The organism is Streptomyces sp. CB02058 (assembly GCF_001905505.1).
Classification (GTDB): domain Bacteria; phylum Actinomycetota; class Actinomycetes; order Streptomycetales; family Streptomycetaceae; genus Streptomyces.
Genome location: NZ_LIPG01000006.1, coordinates 457,395 through 475,143, shown reverse-complemented (window position 1 = coordinate 475,143; position 17,749 = coordinate 457,395). Strand labels below are relative to the sequence as shown.

The following is a 17,749-nucleotide window of genomic DNA, read 5'->3' as shown; positions in this document are numbered from 1 at the left end:
CCGCACCACCGAACCCGCCCATCGAGTCCCAGGGAACCCACGTGTCCACGCACACCCCGATCACCGGCCGGCCCGTCCGGGTCGCGCTCGTCGGCGCCGGCAACCGCGGTCTGACGTACGCCGAGTGGATCAAGGCTCATCCCGAGCGCGCCGAGCTCGTCGCCGTCGCCGACCCGCGTCCCGCGGCGCGTGCCGCCGCCGGCGCACCCGTCGAGTTCGACGACTGGCGGCCTCTCGTCGAGCACCGCATCGCGGACGCCGTCGTCGTCGCCACCCAGGACCGCTTCCATGTGGAGCCGGTGCTGGCCCTGGCAAAGGCCGGCTACGCGATCCTCGCCGAGAAGCCGCTCGCCCCGACGGAGGACGAGACCCGGACGATCGTCGAGGGTGTGGAGCGGACCGGGGTGCTCTTCGCGGTCTGCCACGTCATGCGGTACACCCCCTACACCGACCTGGTGAAGGAGGTCGTGGACTCCGGCGTGCTCGGGCAGCTGGTCTCCCTCGACCATCTGGAGCCGGTCGGCTGGTGGCACTACGCGCACAGTTACGTGCGCGGCCCCTGGCGCAGCGAGAAGGACTCGTCGCCGATGCTGCTCGCCAAGTCGTGCCACGACCTCGACTGGATCACGTACGTCATGGGCGGCCGGATCGAACGGGTCTCCAGCTTCGGCGGTCTGAAGCACTTCCGGCCGGAGAACGCCCCGGAAGGGTCCGCCGAGCGCTGCCTGGACTGCGCGGTGGAGTCCGGCTGCCCGTACAGCGCGCTGAAGCTGTACATGCCGACGCTGCGCGAGAAGGGCGCGGTCTGGCCGGTCACCCATGTCACCGGGGCGACCGACGAGGCCGGTCTGGTGCGGGCGCTGCGCGAAGGCCCGTACGGCGTCTGCGCGTACCGCGGCGACAACGACGTGGTCGACCACCAGGCCCTCGCCATGCAGCTGACGGACGGGGTGACCGCGACCTTCCAGATGGTGGCGTTCACCGAGCAGACGCACCGCCGGACCCGGATCTTCGGCTCGCACGGCTGGCTGAACGGTGACGGCGAGCGGGTCACGGTCCAGGACTTCCGTACCGGCGCGACCACCGTCCATGAGATCGGCGCGTCCGGTTCGAACGCGGCCGACGGGCACGGCGGCGGGGACGCCGCGCTCGTCGAGGCGTTCGTCACCGCCGTCGCCACGGGCGACGCCGGGGCGGTCCGCTCCGGTCCCGCCACCTCGCTCGGCAGTCATCTGGCGGCGTTCGCCGCAGAACGCGCCCGGCACACCGGCACCGTCCAGACGGTTCCCGCCCGATGATTCCCCCTCCTCTCGCTCCTCTTCCCGGCTCCACCCTCACGTCCTCGGAGGACCACCTCATGTCCCGTCTTCTCACCCGCCGTTCGAGAGTCCGCGCACTCGCCGCCCCCGTGATGGCCACCGCGCTCGCCGCCGGAGTGCTGGCCGGCTGTTCCGGCAGCGGCGACGACGGCAACACCGTCACCATGTGGACCTACCCGGTGATCTTCGACGAGGCCAAGAACAAGGCGTACTGGGACGGCCTGACCAAGGCGTTCGAGAAGGAGCACGCGGGTGTCACGGTGAAGGTGGAGACCTTCCCCTGGGCCAACCGCGACACCGCGCTCGCCACCGCGATCGCCTCCGGAAAGGGCCCGGACGCGGTCTACCTGATCCCGGACCAGCTGCCGAAGTACGCCGGCAGCATCATCCCGGCGGACGAGTACATGCCCGCCGACGCCAAGTCGGACTACACCGACTTCGCCCTGACCTCCGTGACGGTGGACGGCAAGGCCCTCGCCACCCCGGTCCTGACCAGCGCCAACCCGCTGATCTGCGACAAGCGGGTGTTCACCGCCATCGGCGAGACGAACTACCCGACCAGCTGGGCGGAGCTGGAGGCACTGGCCCCGAAGCTGAAGGAGAAGGGGTACTACGCCACCAGCTACAGCGGTGACACCCAGCAGACGCTGAACATGACCTTCTACCCGCTGCTGTGGCAGGCGGGCGGCGACGTCTTCTCCGAGGACGGCAAGAGCGTCACCTTCAACGACGCGGCAGGGGTGAAGGCCCTGACGTATCTGAAGAAGCTCGTCGACGGCGGTTACACCGACAAGGACCTGGTCACGACGACGCCGAAGCTGGAGCAGACCCCGACCGCCAAGGGCAAGGTGGCCTGCACCTGGCAGAACACCCCTGCGGACGTCGAGCCGTTCTGGGGCAAGGAGAACATCGTCGTCCAGCCGCCGTTGAAGGACGTGAAGTCGGTCGGCTACGGCACGATCGGCGCCCTGTCGATGCTGAAGGGCGCCGACAGGAAGAACACCGGCGACTGGCTGAACTTCGTCGCCGAGTCGAAGAACACGGCCGGTCTCCAGAAGGGTGCGGGCTACTTCCCGGCCCGCGAGTCCGGCGGCGACCTGTACCCGGGCGACGCCCTCCAGACGGCGGTCGGCGCCACGCTGCCGAGCATGACGGTGGGCCCGCTCCAGGACAAGGCCCGTGAGGTCCAGGGCGTGCTCGCTCCGGAGATCCAGGCGGCGCTGCTGGGCAACAAGAGCCCGCAGGAGGCGCTGGACTCGGCCGCGAAGGCGGCCCAGGCGATGCTCGGCCGCTGACCGGGCGCGGTGCCCGGGCCCGGCCGGCACCCGGCCCGGGCACCGCGTCCCCCGGGTCCGGCCGGCACTCCGGCCAGGGCACCGCTCCCCCGGTCCGGGCGCGGTGCCCGGGCCCGGCCGGCACCCGGCCCGGGCACCGCGTCCCCCGGGTCCGGCCGGCACTCCGGCCAGGGCACCGCTCCCCCGGTCCGGTCGCATCCCGGCCCGGACCGCTTTCCCCCGGGGGGACTCCCCCGTCCCCCGCAACTCCCTCATCCCGCAAGGAGATCCCCGTGGCAGTCGTCGCGGAACCCACCCGCCGGGGCCGTCGCAGCGGGCCGCAGGCGCGCCGCGAGGCCCGGATCGGCCTGCTCTTCGTCCTCCCGTGTTTCCTGTTGTTCCTCGCCTTCCGGTTCGGCCCCGGCATCGCCGGTGTGCTGATGAGCTTCACCGACTACTCCCTCACCGGCGGCGGCAGCTTCATCGGGCTCGACAACTTCACCCGCCTCTGGGACGACTCGCTGTTCTGGCAGGCGCTGAAGGTCACCGTCCTCTACACCGTGCTCGCCGTGCCCGGCACGCTCGTCGCGTCGGTCTCCCTCGCGCTGATCACCCGGCGCGCGTTCCGCGGCGCGAAGTTCTTCCGTTCGGTGTTCTTCCTGCCGGTCGTCACCTCGCTGGTGCTGGCCGCCACCGTCTTCGTCTGGATCTTCTCCACCGGCGGCCCGTGGTCGACCCTGATGGGCTGGTTCGGGATGTCCGAGGGCTCCTGGCTCTCCGACGACGTCCTGGTCCTGCCCGCGCTCGCGATCGTCGGCGTCTGGTCCCGCTTCGGCTACGGGATGCTGATCCTGCTCGCCCGGATGCAGGACATCCCGCGTGAGCTGGAGGAGGCCGCGCTCACCGACGGGGCCGGCCCCTGGCAGCGGTTCCGTTACATCGTGCTGCCGCAGCTCAAGCCCGCCCTGTTCTTCCTCGCCGTGATCGAGACGACGGCCTCGTTCCAGGTGTTCGACGCCGTGTACACGATGACCGGCGGCGGCCCCGCCAACGCCAGCTACACGCTCGTCTTCCAGCTCTACGACGCGGGCTTCAAATACTTCGACCTGGGTTACGCCTCCGCCATCGGCGTCGCGCTCTTCGTGCTGACCGTGGTGGTCGCCGTGATCCAGCGGCTCGTGATCGGGAAGGACCAGTGACCATGACCGCAGCACCCGTCGAGACCGAGGCCCCGCCCGCCGAGAAGGCGCCCGTGGTTCCGGACCGGGCCTCCCGTCGCACCGCACGCCGGCTGCGCAAGCTCTCGGAGCAGGACACCGTCCCGTACGGCATGAGGCCCACCCGGGCCGGCCGGATCGGGCGCGCGGCGCTGCTGACGGTGGCCGCGATCGTGACGGTCTTCCCGTTCTACGCGATGGTCGTGCTCTCCCTGAAGCCGTCCGCGGCGGTCGAGTTCCCCGGCAGCCTGGTGCCGTGGCCGCTGACCGGCGAGGCGTACGACACCGTCATGAGCGCCCAGGACGTGCCGCGCTGGCTGGTCAACACCCTGGTCTACTCGGTCGTCTCGGTCGTCGGCGTGCTGCTGCTCGCCTCGCTCGCCGGGTACGCCTTCGCCAAGAAGCGCTTCCCCGGCCGGGAGACGATGTTCTGGTCGTTCCTGTCGATGGTGATGGTCCCCTACCACGTCACGATGATCCCGACCTTCGCGATGATCGCGAAGCTGGGCGGCGTGGACACCTACTGGGGTCTGATCGTGCCGACGCTGGCCAACGCCCAGGCGGTGTTCCTGATGCGGCAGTTCATCCAGGGACTGCCGGACGAGCTCTTCGAGGCGGCCCGTCTCGACGGCTGCAACGAGTGGCAGATCTTCTACCGGATCGTCCTGCCCCTGCTGAAGCCGATCCTCGCCACGCTCGGTGTGTTCGTCTTCCTGTGGCACTGGAACGACTTCCTGTGGCCGCTGGTCATCGGCCAGTCCACCGACATGCGCACCCTCACGGTCGGCATCGCCTCGCTCCAGCAGCAGAACGTGCCGCTCAATGTGGTGCTCTCCGGCTCCGTCATCGCGTTCGTGCCCATCTTCGCCGCGTACATGGTGGGCCAGCGCTACTTCACCGAGGGCGTCACCGCGTCCGGAATCAAGGGATAGTCACGCATGTTCACCGATGAGGCCGCCCTCGAAGAGCGGCTCGCCACCCCCTCCGCCGCGCTCGTCGCCGATCTCGGCCGGCTCGAAGGCGATCTGCTGGTCCTCGGCGCGGGCGGCAAGATGGGCCCCAGCCTGTGCCGGCTGGCCCGCCGCGCACTGGACGCCGCCGGCCGCGAGGACGTGACCGTGTACGCGGTCTCCCGCTGGTCCGACCCGTCCGCCGCCGGGGAGCTGGAGGCGGCCGGGATACGCACCGTCGCCTTCGACCTGATGGACCCCGCCGCCGACCTGGCCGCACTGCCGGACGCCGGCAACGTCGTGTTCATGGTCGGCGCCAAGTTCGGCTCGGCCGGGGCGCCCTCGCACGCCTGGGCGGTGAACGCCGCGATGCCCGACAGGGTGGCGCGCCGCTGGTCCGGCGCCCGGATCGCCGCGTTCTCCACCGGTAACGTGTATCCGCTGGTGCCCGTCGCGTCCGGCGGCTCCACGGAGACCGACCCGGTCGGGCCTGTCGGCGAGTACGCGATGTCCTGCCTGGGCCGCGAGCGGATCTTCGGCCATGCCGCGCTGACCCGTGGCACGAGGGTCGCCACGATCCGTCTGAACTACGCGGTGGACCTGCGCTACGGCGTCCTCGCCGACATCGCGTACCGGGTCCGGGCGGGCGAGCCCGTCGATGTGACGACCGGTCACGCCAACGTGGTCTGGCAGGGGTACGCCAACGAGGTCGCCCTGCGCTCCCTGCCGCATGCCACCGGCGGCGAGGCGTTCACCCTCAACCTCACCGGTCCCGAGACCGCGTCGGTGCGCCGGATCGCCGGCTGGTTCGGCGCGGAGTTCGACCGGGAGCCGGTCTTCGAGGGCGAGGAGGCGCCGACCGCGCTGCTCTCCGACGCGAGCCGCTGCCACGCCCTCTTCGGCTACCCGGACGTCACGCTGCGCACCCTCGTCGAGTGGCAGGCCGACTGGCTGCGCCGCGGGCTCCCGCTGTCCGGCAAGCCCACCAAGTTCCAGGTCCGTGACGGAAGGTTCTGATCCACTCCATGTCCACTCCCTCCCCCACGGCCACCCCCGCCCTCGGCGCACTCGCCCGGGGAACGGTGATCCCCGCCCACCCCCTCGCCCTGCACGACGACGGCAGCTTCGACGAACGGCGCCAGCGGGCCCTGACCCGCTACTACCTGGCGTCCGGTGCGGGCGGTGCCGCCGTCGCCGTGCACACCACCCAGTTCGAGATCCGCGAGCCCGGCGTCGGACTGTTCCGGCCGGTGCTCGAACTCGCCGCCGAGACGATCGACGCCGAGGCGGGCCGCCCGTTCGTCAAGGTCGCGGGTGCCTGCGGCTACACCGCACAGGCGGTCGCGGAGGCCACGACGGCCGCCGCGCTCGGCTACGACGCGGTGCTGCTCAGTCCGGCCGTGCCGGGCGCCGACGAGAAGGGGCTGCTGGAGCGGGCCCGCGCGGTCGGCGAGGTGCTGCCGGTGATCGGCTTCTACCTCCAGGAGGCCGTCGGCGGACGCTATCTCTCCCCGGCGTTCTGGTCGGCGTTCACCGATCTGCCGTCGACGGTCGCGGTGAAGATCGCCCCGTTTGACCGGTACCGCACCGCCGATGTCGTCCGGGCGGTGGCCTCGGCCGACCGCGCCGGCGAGGTGGCGCTGTACACCGGCAACGACGACGACATCATCGGCGACCTGCTCACCCCGTACGAGACGGCCGACGGCACCCGGCGCTGGTTCGCGGGCGGGCTCCTCGGCCAGTGGGCCGTGTGGACGAGTTCCGCCGCGGCTCTCCTCGACGACGTCCGCGCGGCCCGCGCCGGCGACCACGCGGCGATGGTCCGCTGCCTGGCCCGCCGCTCCGAGCTGACGGACGCCAACAGTGCGGTCTTCGACGTGCGGGGCGCGTTCCGCGGCTGCATCGCCGGGGTCCACGAAGTCCTGCGCCGCCAGGGCCTGCTGGCGAACATCCGGTGCCTGGACCCGGCCGAGACGCTCTCGCCGGGGCAGGCCGAGGAGATCAGCCGGGTGGCCGCGGCCTACCCCTGGCTGACCGATGACACCTTCGTCGCGGAGCACCTCGATGCCTGGCTCTCCTGACCGCCCCCGGGTCGTCGTCGCCGTTCCGCCCGCGCTGCGCGCCCAGTTCTTCACCGCCGGGGTGTGGCGGGAACTGGAGCGGGCGGCGGAGCTCACCGTCCTCGACGACCACTCCGACCGCGCGGCGGTGGCCGCCGCGCTGCCCGGCGCCCGGGCGCTGATCCTCTCGTGGCGCGCCCCCAGGGTGGACGCCGGACTCCTGCGTGCGGCGGACCGGTTGGAGCTGGTGGCGCACACCGGCTCGGCCGTCGCCCCGTACGTCACCGAGGAGGTGTTCCGGCGCGGCATCCTCGTCACCCAGGCCGGCGACGAGATGGCCCGGCCGGTCGCCGAGGTGGCGCTGGCCTTCACGCTGTCGCTGCTGCACCGCGTCCACCGTTTCGACCACGCCCTGCGCGGCGGTGCCACGTGGGCGGAGGCGAGCGAGGCCCCGCCGCGCCATGAGATCCACGGCAGCGACATCGGGGTGATCGGCGCGTCCCGTACCGGCCGTGCGTACATCGCGATGGTGCGGGCCATGGGCGCACGGGTGGCCGTCACCGACCCGTATCTGTCCGAGGCGGACGCGCGGGCGCTCGGCGTGGAGTCCGTGCCCTTGGACACCCTGCTCTCGCGCAGCCGGATCGTCGCCGTGCACGCACCTGTCACCGAGGAGACCCATCGGATGATCGGCGCCCGGCAGCTGGCGCTGATGCCGGACGGCGCGGGCTTGGTGAACACCGCCCGGTCGTGGCTGGTCGACGAGGACGCGCTGCTCGCGGAGGTGCGGTCGGGCCGGCTGGACGCGGCGATCGACGTGTTCGACGCCGAGCCGCTGCCGGTGGACCACCCGCTGCGCACCCTGCCCAATGTGCTGCTCACCCCGCACCAGGCCGCGGGCAGCGTCGAGTGCAGGCAGCGCCTCGGCGCGAGCGCGGCCGACGAGGTGCTGCGCCTGCTGGCGGGGCGGCCCCCGGCCCACGCGGTCACCGTCGACGCCCTGACCCGGCTGCACTGAACCACCCCCGACACACCTTCAGCACAGGAGAGTTCACCCATGCGTTTCATGCGCGTCGGCGAGCCGGGCCACGAGCGCCCGGTCCTCGTCCGTCCCGAAGGCCGGCACTACGACCTGTCGGGCGTCACGCCCGACATCGACGGAGCGTTCCTCGCCGCCCTCGCGGATGATCCGGACCTGATCCCCGCCGACGCGGATCTCCGGGAGACCGACATCACCGGGCTGCGGATCGGAGCGCCGGTCGCGCGTCCGCATGCGCTGCTCTGCATCGGCCAGAACTACGCGGCCCACGCCGCTGAGTCCGGCTCCGCGCCGCCCGAGCAGCCGATCCTCTTCTACAAGTCGCCGAACACGGTCGTCGGCCCCTACGACGACGTCCTCATCCCGCGCGGCTCGGAGAAGACCGACTGGGAGGTGGAGCTGGCCGTCGTGATCGGCCGCCGTGCCTCCTGTCTGGACTCGCCGGCCGACGCCGCCTCGTACATCGCCGGTTACGCCGTCAGCAACGACGTGTCGGAGCGCGCCTTCCAGCTGGAGCAGTCGGGCGGCCAGTGGTCCAAGGGCAAGAGCTGTGCCACGTTCAACCCGCTGGGCCCGGTGCTGGTGACGGCCGACGAGGCCGGTGACCCGCAGCGGCTGCGGCTGCGCAGCTACGTCAACGGGGACCCACGGCAGGACTCCGTGACCGGGGACATGATCTTCGGCGTGGCACATCTGGTGCACCATCTGTCGCAGTATCTGGTGCTGGAGCCCGGCGACGTCGTCAACACCGGTACGCCGCAGGGCGTGGCGCTCTCCGGCCGCTTCCCGTACCTGCGGCCGGACGACGTGATGGAGGTCGAGATATCGGGCCTCGGCCGGCAGCGCAGCGTCTGCCGGCCGGCGTAGAGGCCGCTCAGTCCTCCGGGAGCTCGACCGGGGCGATGTCGTCGAAGACGTCGCCGGGGCCGGGGTTCGTCGCGTCCGTGGCACCGCCGAAGTGGTTCATCACTCCCCATACGGCGTTGAGCGCGGTCTGTACGGCGCCCTCGGCCCATCCGGCCGTCCAGGAGATGTCGTCGCCCGCGAGGAAGAGCCCTCGCCTGTCGGCGGGCAGCCGGTCCTGCATGAAGTGGGTGAACAGCCGCCGCTGGTAGCGGTAGTGACCCGGCAGGTTGGCCTTGAACGCGCCCATGAACCAGGGCTCGTTCTCCCAGGAGACCGTCACCGGGTTGCCGATGATGTGCCTCCTGATGTCGACGCCCGGATAGATCTCGCCGAGCGACTTCAGCATGACCTCCATGCGCTCGCTCGGCGAGAGCGGCAGCCACTTCAGGCTGTCGTCGCACCAGGTGTACGACAGGCAGATGACGGCCGGCCTGTCGGGCCCGTCGTCGAGGAGGTAGGTGCCGCGGGTCATCCGGTCGGTGAGCGTCATCGACATGGTGTCCCTGCCGGTCACCTCGTCCTTGTCGAGCCAGAAGGGCCGGTCGACGGGGACGAACAGCTTGGAGGACTCCATGTAGTGGGTGCGCTCCATCGCCGTCCAGTGGTCGATGGGGAACAGCTGGTCGTCGCAGGCGATCTTGGACAGCAGCAGCCAGGACTGCCCGGTGAAGACCGCGGCCCGGTAGGTGCGGATGTCGCCGGTGGCGTCGGTGACGGTGATCCGGTTGCCCGCGGTGCGGTCGAGCCGGGTCACGGCGGTGCGCGGCTGACCGCCCTCGTGCAGCGAGGCCAGCGAGGTACCGGCCGGCCAGTGCACGGTCTTCTCCGGCTCGCGGTCCCAGAGCCGGAGCGGCAGCTGCTGGCTGCCGCCGACGATCCCCCGGTGGTGGTCGTCGGCCTCGGTGTAGACGACCCGCAGGATCTCCAGGATGGAGTTGGGGAAGTCGGTGTCCCAGCCGCCGGTGCCGAAGCCGACCTGGCCGAAGATCTCGCGGTGCCGGAACGACTTGAAGGCGTCGGAGCCGCAGAGGAAACCGTAGAAGGTCTGGTCGTCGAGCTTCTCGACGAGCTTCGCCCAGATCTCCCTGATGCGCGGGACGTCGCGCTCGCGCATCGCGCGGTTCATGCCGGAGAAGTCGGCGCCCTCCTCCAGGCAGGCGTTCCAGGCGTCCATCACCTCGCGGTACACCTGCGGCAGGTCGTCGATGGTGCGCGCGTAGTGCGACTCGCCCTTGAGGTCGACGACGGTCGAAGGGGTCGCCGGGGAGAGCGGGTTGGGGAACGGCCGGGTCTCCAGGCCCACCAGGTCGATGTAGTGCTGGAGCGCCGTGGACGAGGGCGGGAAGCGCATGGCGCCCATCTCCGCCGTGAGCGAGGGGTCGCAGCCCTCGAAGCCGACGGTCCGCAGCCGCCCGCCGATCCGGTCCGCCTCGTACACGACGGGCTTCAGGCCCATCTTCATCAGTTCGTACGCGGCGATGACGCCGGAGAGCCCGCCGCCGATCACGGCGACCTCGGTGCCGTGCTCGGTGGCGGGTATCTGCCCGATGCCGGCGGGGTGCGCGAGGAAGTCGTCGTAGGCGTACGGGAAGTCCGGCCCGAACATGGTGATCGGCGGCTGCGCGTCGGTGTGCTGGACGGCGGTGGGCACCGTGGACGTCATGGGGTACGGACTCCTAGCGGGGGAAGCGTGGGACGACGGGGGCGGGGCTCAGACGAGGGAGCCGTACAGACCGGGCAGACGGTCCCGCAGATACGGGTTCGCGGTGCGGGACGCGGAGAGCAGAGCGGGGTCCACCTCGCCGACGACGAGCTCCTCGCCGCGCCCGGCGCGGGTGCGGACCGTGCCGTCGGGGGCGGCCAGGCAGCTCAGCCCGGTGAACTCGAACTCGCCCTCCCGGCCCGTCCTGTTGACGTAGGCGATGTACATCTGGCTCTCGAAGGCGCGGACCGGCACGACGGACTCGGCGACGAACGGATACGGATGCATGAGCGCGGTCGGCACGAGCAGCAGCTCGGTCCCGGCCAGGGCGTGGGCGCGAACGTTCTCCGGGAACTCGACGTCGTAGCAGATCAGCATCCCGACGCGTACGCCGTCCAGCTCGGCCTGCACCACGGGGCGCTCGCCGGGGGTGAACCACTTCTGCTCGAAGTCGCCGTAGAGGTGGGTCTTGCGGTAGGCGCCGAGGGTCGTCCCGTCGGGGCCGATGAGCAGGGAGGCGTTGAAGAGGGCGTCGCCGGCCCGCTCCGGGTAGCCGTAGTGGAGGGCGAGTCCGTGGCGTACGCAGATGTCGGCGACGGCTCGTGCTCCGGGGCCGTCGGCGGGTTCGGCGAGTGCGGGGAGCGCCTCGCCGACGGCGTACCCGGTGAGGTACAGCTCGGGGCAGACCAGCAGCCGGGCGCCGGCCGCCGCGGCCCGTCCCGCCGCCTCGTCGAGCGTGGCGAGGTTGTCGTCGACGGCGCCGGGTCGTCCGGAGCTCTGGAGCAGGGCGGTGCGCAACGACGGCATGGCTGACCTCGGGCGGAGCGGGCGGGGTGGGGAGACGTATCGAAGGTACGGGGCCGCCGCAGTGGCCGACAAGACGCGATTGTTGCGTGTGCACCGTCGATCCGTTGCGCGCCGGGGCCGATGGGCGGTGATTCGTTGCGTGGAGCGTCTTCGCAGGTCAGGCGAGTGATGTCGGTCTCGGTGCGGGCCACGGGCAGGTGGGGCCGCGCGCCGCGGACGGGGGCCCGGTGAGCCCCCGGCGGGCGGGCCCGCGCGCCGCGGACGGACCGGCCCGCGCGACTCGGGGCGGGCCGGCGGGCCTCAGGCGGGCGGGCCCGACGAGTAGCGCCGCAGCAGTGGTGAGAGCACCAGCACCGACTTGGTCCGCTCGACGTACAGCTCGCCCGCGATCCGCTCGAGCACCTGCTCGAAGTGGCGCATGTCGGCGGCGAAGACCTGCACGATCGCGTCGGCGTCGCCGGTCACGGTGGAGGCGGACGCGATCTCCGGGTAGGCGGACAGGCCCCGCTTGATCGCCTCGGGGGCGGTGTTGCGGCTGCAGTAGATCTCGATGAACCCCTCGGTCTCCCAGCCGAGCGCCGCCGGGTCGACCCGCACGGTGAAGCCCGTGATGGCGCCCTCGGCACGCAGTCGGTCCACACGGCGTTTCACCGCGGGCGCGGAGAGGCCGATGAGCGCGCCGATGTCCGCGTAGGAGCGGCGGGCGTCTTCGGCGAGGGCGTGGACGATGCGTTCGTCGAGGTCGTTCAGGCGCACTTCGGGTGGATCACTTCTCTGCGGCGGGCGGTCGTTCCGGGGGCGGCGGGGCCGCCCCCGAAGTAGACCACGGGCGCGCCACGCGGGGCGCGCCCGGCGCGGAGGTACCGCCGGTCAGAAGGGGAACTGCGAGCGGCCGTGCTGGACCGAGATCCACTTCTGGGTGGTGAAGGCCTCCAGCATCGATTCGCCGTTCAGCCGTCCGAGGCCCGAGTTCTTCTCGCCGCCGAAGGGGACGACGGGCTCGTCGTGGACCGTGCCGTCGTTGATGTGGATCATGCCGGTGCGGACGCGCTGCCCCACCCGCACTCCGCGCTCGACGTTCGCGGTGTGGACGGCGCCGCTCAGCCCGTACGGGGTGTCGTTGGCGATCCGTACGGCCTCGTCCTCGCCGTCGAAGGGGACGAGCAGGGCCACGGGGCCGAAGATCTCCTGCTGGAGCACGGGGGAATCGGGGGCGAGACCGGTCAGGACGGACGGGCTCACGAGGTTGCCCTCGGTCCCACCGTGCAGCAGTGCGGTGGCGCCCGCCTCCACGGTCTCGTCGACGAGCCTGGTCACCGCGTCGGCCTGCGAGGAGCTGATCAGCGGGCCGATGTGGGTGGCGGGGTCGGCCGGGTCGCCGACGCGCAGGGAGGCGACCTTGGCGACGAACTTCTCGGTGAACTCCTGCTCCACCGCGCGGTCCACCAGGATGCGGTTGGCCGCCATGCAGACCTGGCCCTGGTGGATGTAGCGGCTGAAGACGGCCGCGTCGACGGCGTAGTCCACATCGGCGTCGTCCAGGACGATCAGCGCGCTGTTGCCACCGAGTTCGAGCACCGCGCGCTTGAGGTTGGCCGCGCAGACCGTGGCGACGTGCCGGCCTATCTTGTCCGAGCCGGTGAAGGAGATGACCTGCGGGACGGGGTGCTCCAGCAGGCTGTCGCCGATCTCGGCGATGTCGGTGACCACGACGTTCAGCAGTCCGGCGGGCAGCCCCGCCTCCTCGAAGACCTTGGCGATCAGCGTGCCGCCGCAGACCGGGGTGTTCTGGTGCGGCTTGAGGACCACGGCGTTGCCGAGCGCGAGGGCGGGCGCGACCGACTTGAGCGACAGCAGGAAGGGGAAGTTGAAGGGGCTGATGACGCCCACGACCCCTACGGGCAGCCGGTAGACGCGGTTCTCCTTGCCGTCGGTCGGCGAGGGCAGGATCTGCCCCGTGGAGCGCAGCGTGAGCTGGGCCGCCTCGCGGAGGAACTCCTTGGCGAGGTGCAGCTCGAAGCCCGCCTTCAGACGCGTGCCGCCGAGCTCGGCGACGATCGCCTCGCCGATCTCGTCCTCGCGCTCCTCGACGACGCGCAGCGCCTTCTCCAGCACCGCCCGCCGGGCGTACGGGTTGGTGTCCGCCCACTCCGGCTGCGCCCGCTCGGCCGAGCGGTAGGCCTGGTCGATCTCACCTGCGGTGGCGACGGTGATCGAGGCGAGCTTCTCCCCGCTGTACGGGTTGAAGTCGATGATGTCCCAGGACCCCTTCCCCGGCCTCCACTCGCCGTCGATGTACTGCTGGGCCAGATCGGTGAAGAAGGAGGTCATGAGATCCCTTTGCCGGAGAAGGGCGGGCAGTTGACTGGCGCTCATGTTACTTACGATTCAACCAAGTTGAGGTCGGACTGAGATGCTCACAGGTGAAAACAAGTCGTCGCGGACCGGTCATCGAACGAACAGAAAAAGGTGCCCCTCCCGGGATGCAGACCCGGGAGGGGCACCTGTGGCACGAGGCCCGGCAGGGCCGCGCGATCAGCTCCAGCTGGCGTGCAGCGGCTTGCCCTCCGCGTAACCGGCGGCGCTCTGGACACCCACGATCGCCTTCTCGGCGAACTCTTCCAGCGAGGCCGCACCGGCGTAGGTGCAGGAGGAGCGGACACCGGCGATGATCGAGTCGATCAGGTCCTCCACACCCGGGCGGGCCGGGTCGAGGAACATCCGCGAGGTGGAGATGCCCTCCTCGAACAGTCCCTTGCGGGCCCGGTCGTAGGCGGACTCCTCCGAGGTCCGGTTCTTGACCGCTCGCGCCGAGGCCATCCCGAACGACTCCTTGTAGTACCGCCCGTCGGCGGACTGCTGGAGGTCGCCGGGCGACTCGTACGTTCCGGCGAACCAGGACCCGATCATGACGTTGGACGCGCCGGCCGCGAGGGCCATCGCCACGTCGCGCGGGTGCCGCACGCCGCCGTCGGCCCAGACGTGCTTGCCGTGCTTCCTCGCCTCGGCGGCGCACTCCAGGACGGCGGAGAACTGCGGCCTGCCGACACCGGTCATCATCCGGGTCGTGCACATCGCGCCGGGGCCGACGCCGACCTTGATGATGTCGGCGCCCGCCTCGATGAGGTCGCGCACACCCTCGGCGGCCACGACGTTGCCCGCGACGATCGGCACACCCGGGTCGAGCGCCCGCACGGCGGCGACCGCGCTGATCATGGACTCCTGGTGGCCGTGCGCGGTGTCCACGACGAGGGTGTCCACACCCGCGTCGAGGAGCTGCTTGGCCTTGCCCGCCACGTCGCCGTTGATACCGACGGCGGCGGCGATCCGCAGCTTGCCGTCCGCGTCGGTCGCGGGGGTGTAGAGCGTCGCGCGGAGCGCGGCCTTACGGGTGAGGATGCCGACGAGCCGGCCGTCCGCGTCGACCGCCGGAGCGAGCTTGCGGTTGGCCCCGTCGAGGCGGTTGAAGGCCTCGCGCGGGTCGATGTCCGCGTCCAGCACGACCAGGTCCTTGGACATGACCTCGGACAGCTGGGTGAAGCGGTCCACGCCGCTCAGGTCGTGGTCGGTGACGACACCGACCGGCCGGTGCCCTTCGTCCACGACGACACCGGCTCCGTGGGCCCGCTTGTGCAGGAGGGACAGCGCGTCGGCGACGGTCTGGCCGGGGGCCAGCACGATCGGCGTGTCGAGGACGAGGTGACGCTTCTTCACCCAGCTGATGACCTCGGTGACGACCTCGATCGGGATGTCCTGGGGGATCACGACCAGGCCACCGCGCCGGGCGATCGTCTCGGCCATCCGGCGGCCGGCGATCGCGGTCATGTTCGCGACGACGAGGGGAATGGTCGTACCGCTGCCGTCCGGCGAGGAGAGGTCCACCGCCTGGCGGGATCCGACCGAGGAACGGCCGGGAACCATGAAGACGTCGTCGTACGTCAGGTCGTAAGGGACCGAGGGAGAGGCCGTGTAACGACCGGTGCCGGGTTCAAGAAAACGCATAACACCCATTTTTTCATATGAATCGGCGCAGGTCGCTTCCACGAAGACACAGCAATGCGCCCCCGCGTTCGTCGGTTCCTCCAAGGAGCCGCTCCGGGGGCGGGGCAAGTGGAGACCTGCCTTACCCATGGACCCTACCCGAACGGGATTCGAGCACTCGCGATCATTATCCCTGGACCAGGTGACGAGGGGTCAGGTAGCTTCAAATGCGCAGGTCTCTGGGGTAAAGGCAACGCCGCCACCATCCGGAACACCTGCCACGCGCTCGACCGGAGAGGATGGGGTCTGCCTGTGGAGAGCGAACTGCCGGACATCTACTGCCCGTTCCCCCAGCGGAGCAATCCGCACGTGGGGCACACCCGCGAGCATCTCGACCGCTGGACGCGACGCACCGGCCTGGTCCACCGGAAGTCCGCCAGGGAGCGCTTCGAACAGGCCGATTTCGGCTCCTTCGTCGGCATGGTCTACCCGACGGCGAACGGCGAGCACCTCGATCTCGTCGCCGACTGGTTCGTCTGGCTCTTCCTCGTCGACGACCAGCTGGACGACGGCGACCTGGGAAGCGATCCCGACCGGGTACGCCACGTGGTGGAACGCATGCGCGCCGTGGTCGACGGCACGGCTCCCGGCCTCCTGCCGGGCGAGGAGGCCCCCGCCGCCGTCGTCGCCCTGGTGGACTTGTGGGAACGTACGATCCCGAAGGCCGCCCCGCACTGGCGCAGCCGGTTCACCTGGCATCTGATGACCTACCTCACGACCGCCACCACCTGGGAGGCGGGCAACCGCGCCGACGGCGTCGTGCCCTCCGAGGCCACCTACATCACCCGGCGCCGGCACACCGGGGCGATCCACGTCTGCATGGACCTCATCGAGATCGTGGCCGGGATCGGGGCCCCCGAGTGGGTCCACAACGACCCCCGCTTCATCACGGCGCTCGAAGCCTCCTGCAACGTCGTGTGCTGGGCGAACGACGTCTACTCCTACGAGAAGGAGCAGGTGCTCGGCGAGATCCACAACCTCGTCCACCTCGTCCGCCACCACCGCGGCTACGGGAAGCAGCAGGCACTCGAACACGTCTGCGCGGAGATAGCCACGGAGACGGAACGGTTCCTCACGGCGGAGGAGGAACTGCTCGACCTCTACCCGCAGCTCTCGGGCGTGCTCGTGCCCTACCTCGACGGGATGCGGAGCTGGATGCGCGGGAACCTCGACTGGTCGCGGCAGACCCCCCGCTACAACCCCGCGGCCGTCGGCCAGTACGAGGAGCCCGGAGCGTATCTGGAGGATGCCGTGCTCGGTGTGGGCGCGGAGCGCGCGCGGCAGACCGCGGGTGACAGCCGCTGAGCCGGGACATGACGGAGGCCGGGCACCCCGCGGGGTGCCCGGCCTCCGTCATGTCCCGGCTCGGTCGTGTCCCGGCTCAGTCGTCGGGGTCGGCCCGCTCCAGGGCGGGGCGCTGGCCCGCGGCGGACTCCGTCAGGAGGTAGTCGGCCGCCGCCGTGTCCGTGACCAGGCTGGTGACCAGGCCCGATCGCAGCACGGCACCGATCGCGGCGGCCTTGCGCTGGCCCCCGGCGATGGCCACCACCTCGGGAATCCGGCGCAGCCTGTCGGCCTCCACGGTGATGCACCGCTCGCCGAGGTCCCGGCCGACCCGGCGTCCGTTCGCGTCGAAGAGGTGCGCCGACATCTCCGCCGCCACACCGAGCGAGGCGTAGTGGCCGCGCTCCTCGTCGGAGAGCATGTCGTGGACGGTCGAGATCCCGGGTTCCCACGATCCGATGGAGACCGCGGCGACCGTCACCTTGTCGAAGTACTCGAAGGCGCGGGCGATACCCGTCTGATGGCGCAGCGCCGCCGCCGTCGCCGGGTCGGGCAGCAGCATCGGCGCGTAGATGGGATGCGCCTCGCCGCCGGACACCTGTGCGGCGCGGCGGACCGCCTCGACCGAGCCGCGCTCGGCCGTCCCCGCGTCGTAGACGCCCGTCAGCTGCACGACCGTGCAGGGCGGCAGCCGGTCCAGCGCCGCCGCCATGTGGATGGTGGAGCGGCCCCAGGCCAGCCCCAGCACATCGCCCTCGTTCACCAGCTCGCCGAGCAGCTCGGCCGCGACCTCACCCAGGTTCTCCGGGTCGGCCGCGTCGTCCTGTTCCTCCGCCGGGGACTCGACCACGACAGCGTGCCGCAGGCCGTAGCGTGCCCGGAGCGCGTCGGAACGCTCCGCGTCCAGCTCCGCCGGTACCCGGATCTCGATCCGTACGAGATCACGCTCGAGGGCGGTCTCCAGGACCCTGGCCACCTTGAAGCGGCTGACGCCGAACTCCTCGGCGATCTGGATCTTGGACTTCCCCTCGAGGTAGAACCGGCGGGCCATGGCCGCCGCCTGCACCAGCTCCGCGGGTCCCATCCGCATGGCTGACCGACCCGCCGAGATGCCAGACACCGCGATCTCCTCACTGCTGTTCACACGCCC

At 71.1% G+C, this 17,749-nt stretch carries 15 protein-coding genes; 9 read left to right on the top strand and 6 right to left on the bottom strand.

The window, feature by feature from the left end; genetic code table 11:
* Positions 1-41 precede the first annotated feature (41 nt).
* From AMK10_RS30285 to AMK10_RS30250, 8 genes are all read left to right on the top strand, one after another.
* Complete coding sequence (locus tag AMK10_RS30285; RefSeq protein WP_073751772.1) at positions 42-1,298, top strand: Gfo/Idh/MocA family protein; 1,257 nt, start codon at positions 42-44, stop codon at positions 1,296-1,298.
* 59 nt (positions 1,299-1,357) lie between these two features.
* A complete protein-coding gene (locus tag AMK10_RS30280; protein ID WP_073751770.1) occupies positions 1,358-2,614 on the top strand; it encodes an ABC transporter substrate-binding protein in 1,257 nt (418 codons plus the stop codon).
* Positions 2,615-2,886: 272 nt separating this feature from the next.
* Positions 2,887-3,792, top strand: coding sequence for a carbohydrate ABC transporter permease (locus tag AMK10_RS30275; RefSeq protein WP_073751768.1), 906 nt, complete (start codon positions 2,887-2,889; stop codon positions 3,790-3,792).
* Positions 3,793-3,794: 2 nt separating this feature from the next.
* On the top strand, positions 3,795-4,742 hold the full coding sequence (locus AMK10_RS30270; protein WP_073751766.1) for a carbohydrate ABC transporter permease: 948 nt from the start codon (positions 3,795-3,797) through the stop codon (positions 4,740-4,742).
* 6 nt (positions 4,743-4,748) lie between these two features.
* On the top strand, positions 4,749-5,777 hold the full coding sequence (locus AMK10_RS30265) for an NAD-dependent epimerase/dehydratase family protein (RefSeq protein WP_073751764.1): 1,029 nt from the start codon (positions 4,749-4,751) through the stop codon (positions 5,775-5,777).
* An 8-nt stretch (positions 5,778-5,785) separates the two neighbouring features.
* A complete protein-coding gene (locus AMK10_RS30260) occupies positions 5,786-6,841 on the top strand; it encodes a dihydrodipicolinate synthase family protein (RefSeq protein WP_073751762.1) in 1,056 nt (351 codons plus the stop codon).
* Complete coding sequence (locus AMK10_RS30255; RefSeq protein WP_073751761.1) at positions 6,825-7,838, top strand: hydroxyacid dehydrogenase; 1,014 nt, start codon at positions 6,825-6,827, stop codon at positions 7,836-7,838. The genes AMK10_RS30260 and AMK10_RS30255 overlap by 17 nt, the downstream gene beginning before the upstream one ends.
* A gap of 39 nt (positions 7,839-7,877) precedes the next feature.
* On the top strand, positions 7,878-8,726 hold the full coding sequence (locus AMK10_RS30250; RefSeq protein ID WP_073751759.1) for a fumarylacetoacetate hydrolase family protein: 849 nt from the start codon (positions 7,878-7,880) through the stop codon (positions 8,724-8,726).
* A gap of 7 nt (positions 8,727-8,733) precedes the next feature.
* Here the strand turns inward: AMK10_RS30250 and AMK10_RS30245 are convergent, their stop codons facing one another.
* The 5 genes from AMK10_RS30245 to AMK10_RS30225 all read right to left on the bottom strand — a co-directional run bounded on the left by AMK10_RS30245 (position 8,734) and on the right by AMK10_RS30225 (position 15,276).
* Positions 8,734-10,428: a flavin monoamine oxidase family protein gene (locus tag AMK10_RS30245; RefSeq protein WP_073751757.1), complete on the bottom strand. Its 1,695-nt coding sequence runs from the start codon at positions 10,426-10,428 to the stop codon at positions 8,734-8,736.
* Between the two features lie 48 nt (positions 10,429-10,476).
* Positions 10,477-11,274 (bottom strand): carbon-nitrogen hydrolase family protein, encoded by a 798-nt coding sequence (locus tag AMK10_RS30240; RefSeq protein ID WP_073751755.1) that lies wholly within the window; start codon positions 11,272-11,274, stop codon positions 10,477-10,479.
* Positions 11,275-11,574: 300 nt separating this feature from the next.
* Positions 11,575-12,030, bottom strand: a complete 456-nt coding sequence (locus AMK10_RS30235) for an Lrp/AsnC family transcriptional regulator (RefSeq protein ID WP_073751753.1) — start codon at positions 12,028-12,030, stop codon at positions 11,575-11,577.
* Between the two features lie 114 nt (positions 12,031-12,144).
* Complete coding sequence (locus AMK10_RS30230; protein WP_073751751.1) at positions 12,145-13,605, bottom strand: aldehyde dehydrogenase family protein; 1,461 nt, start codon at positions 13,603-13,605, stop codon at positions 12,145-12,147.
* Between the two features lie 204 nt (positions 13,606-13,809).
* Positions 13,810-15,276, bottom strand: coding sequence for a GuaB1 family IMP dehydrogenase-related protein (locus tag AMK10_RS30225; protein WP_073751749.1), 1,467 nt, complete (start codon positions 15,274-15,276; stop codon positions 13,810-13,812).
* 291 nt (positions 15,277-15,567) lie between these two features.
* Here AMK10_RS30225 and AMK10_RS30220 point away from each other — a divergent pair, with 291 nt between their 5' ends.
* Positions 15,568-16,620, top strand: coding sequence for a terpene synthase family protein (locus tag AMK10_RS30220; protein ID WP_073751747.1), 1,053 nt, complete (start codon positions 15,568-15,570; stop codon positions 16,618-16,620).
* A gap of 76 nt (positions 16,621-16,696) precedes the next feature.
* Here AMK10_RS30220 and AMK10_RS30215 read toward each other — a convergent pair whose 3' ends face one another.
* Positions 16,697-17,689: a sugar-binding transcriptional regulator gene (locus AMK10_RS30215; RefSeq protein ID WP_443333125.1), complete on the bottom strand. Its 993-nt coding sequence runs from the start codon at positions 17,687-17,689 to the stop codon at positions 16,697-16,699.
* Positions 17,690-17,749: the final 60 nt, after the last annotated feature.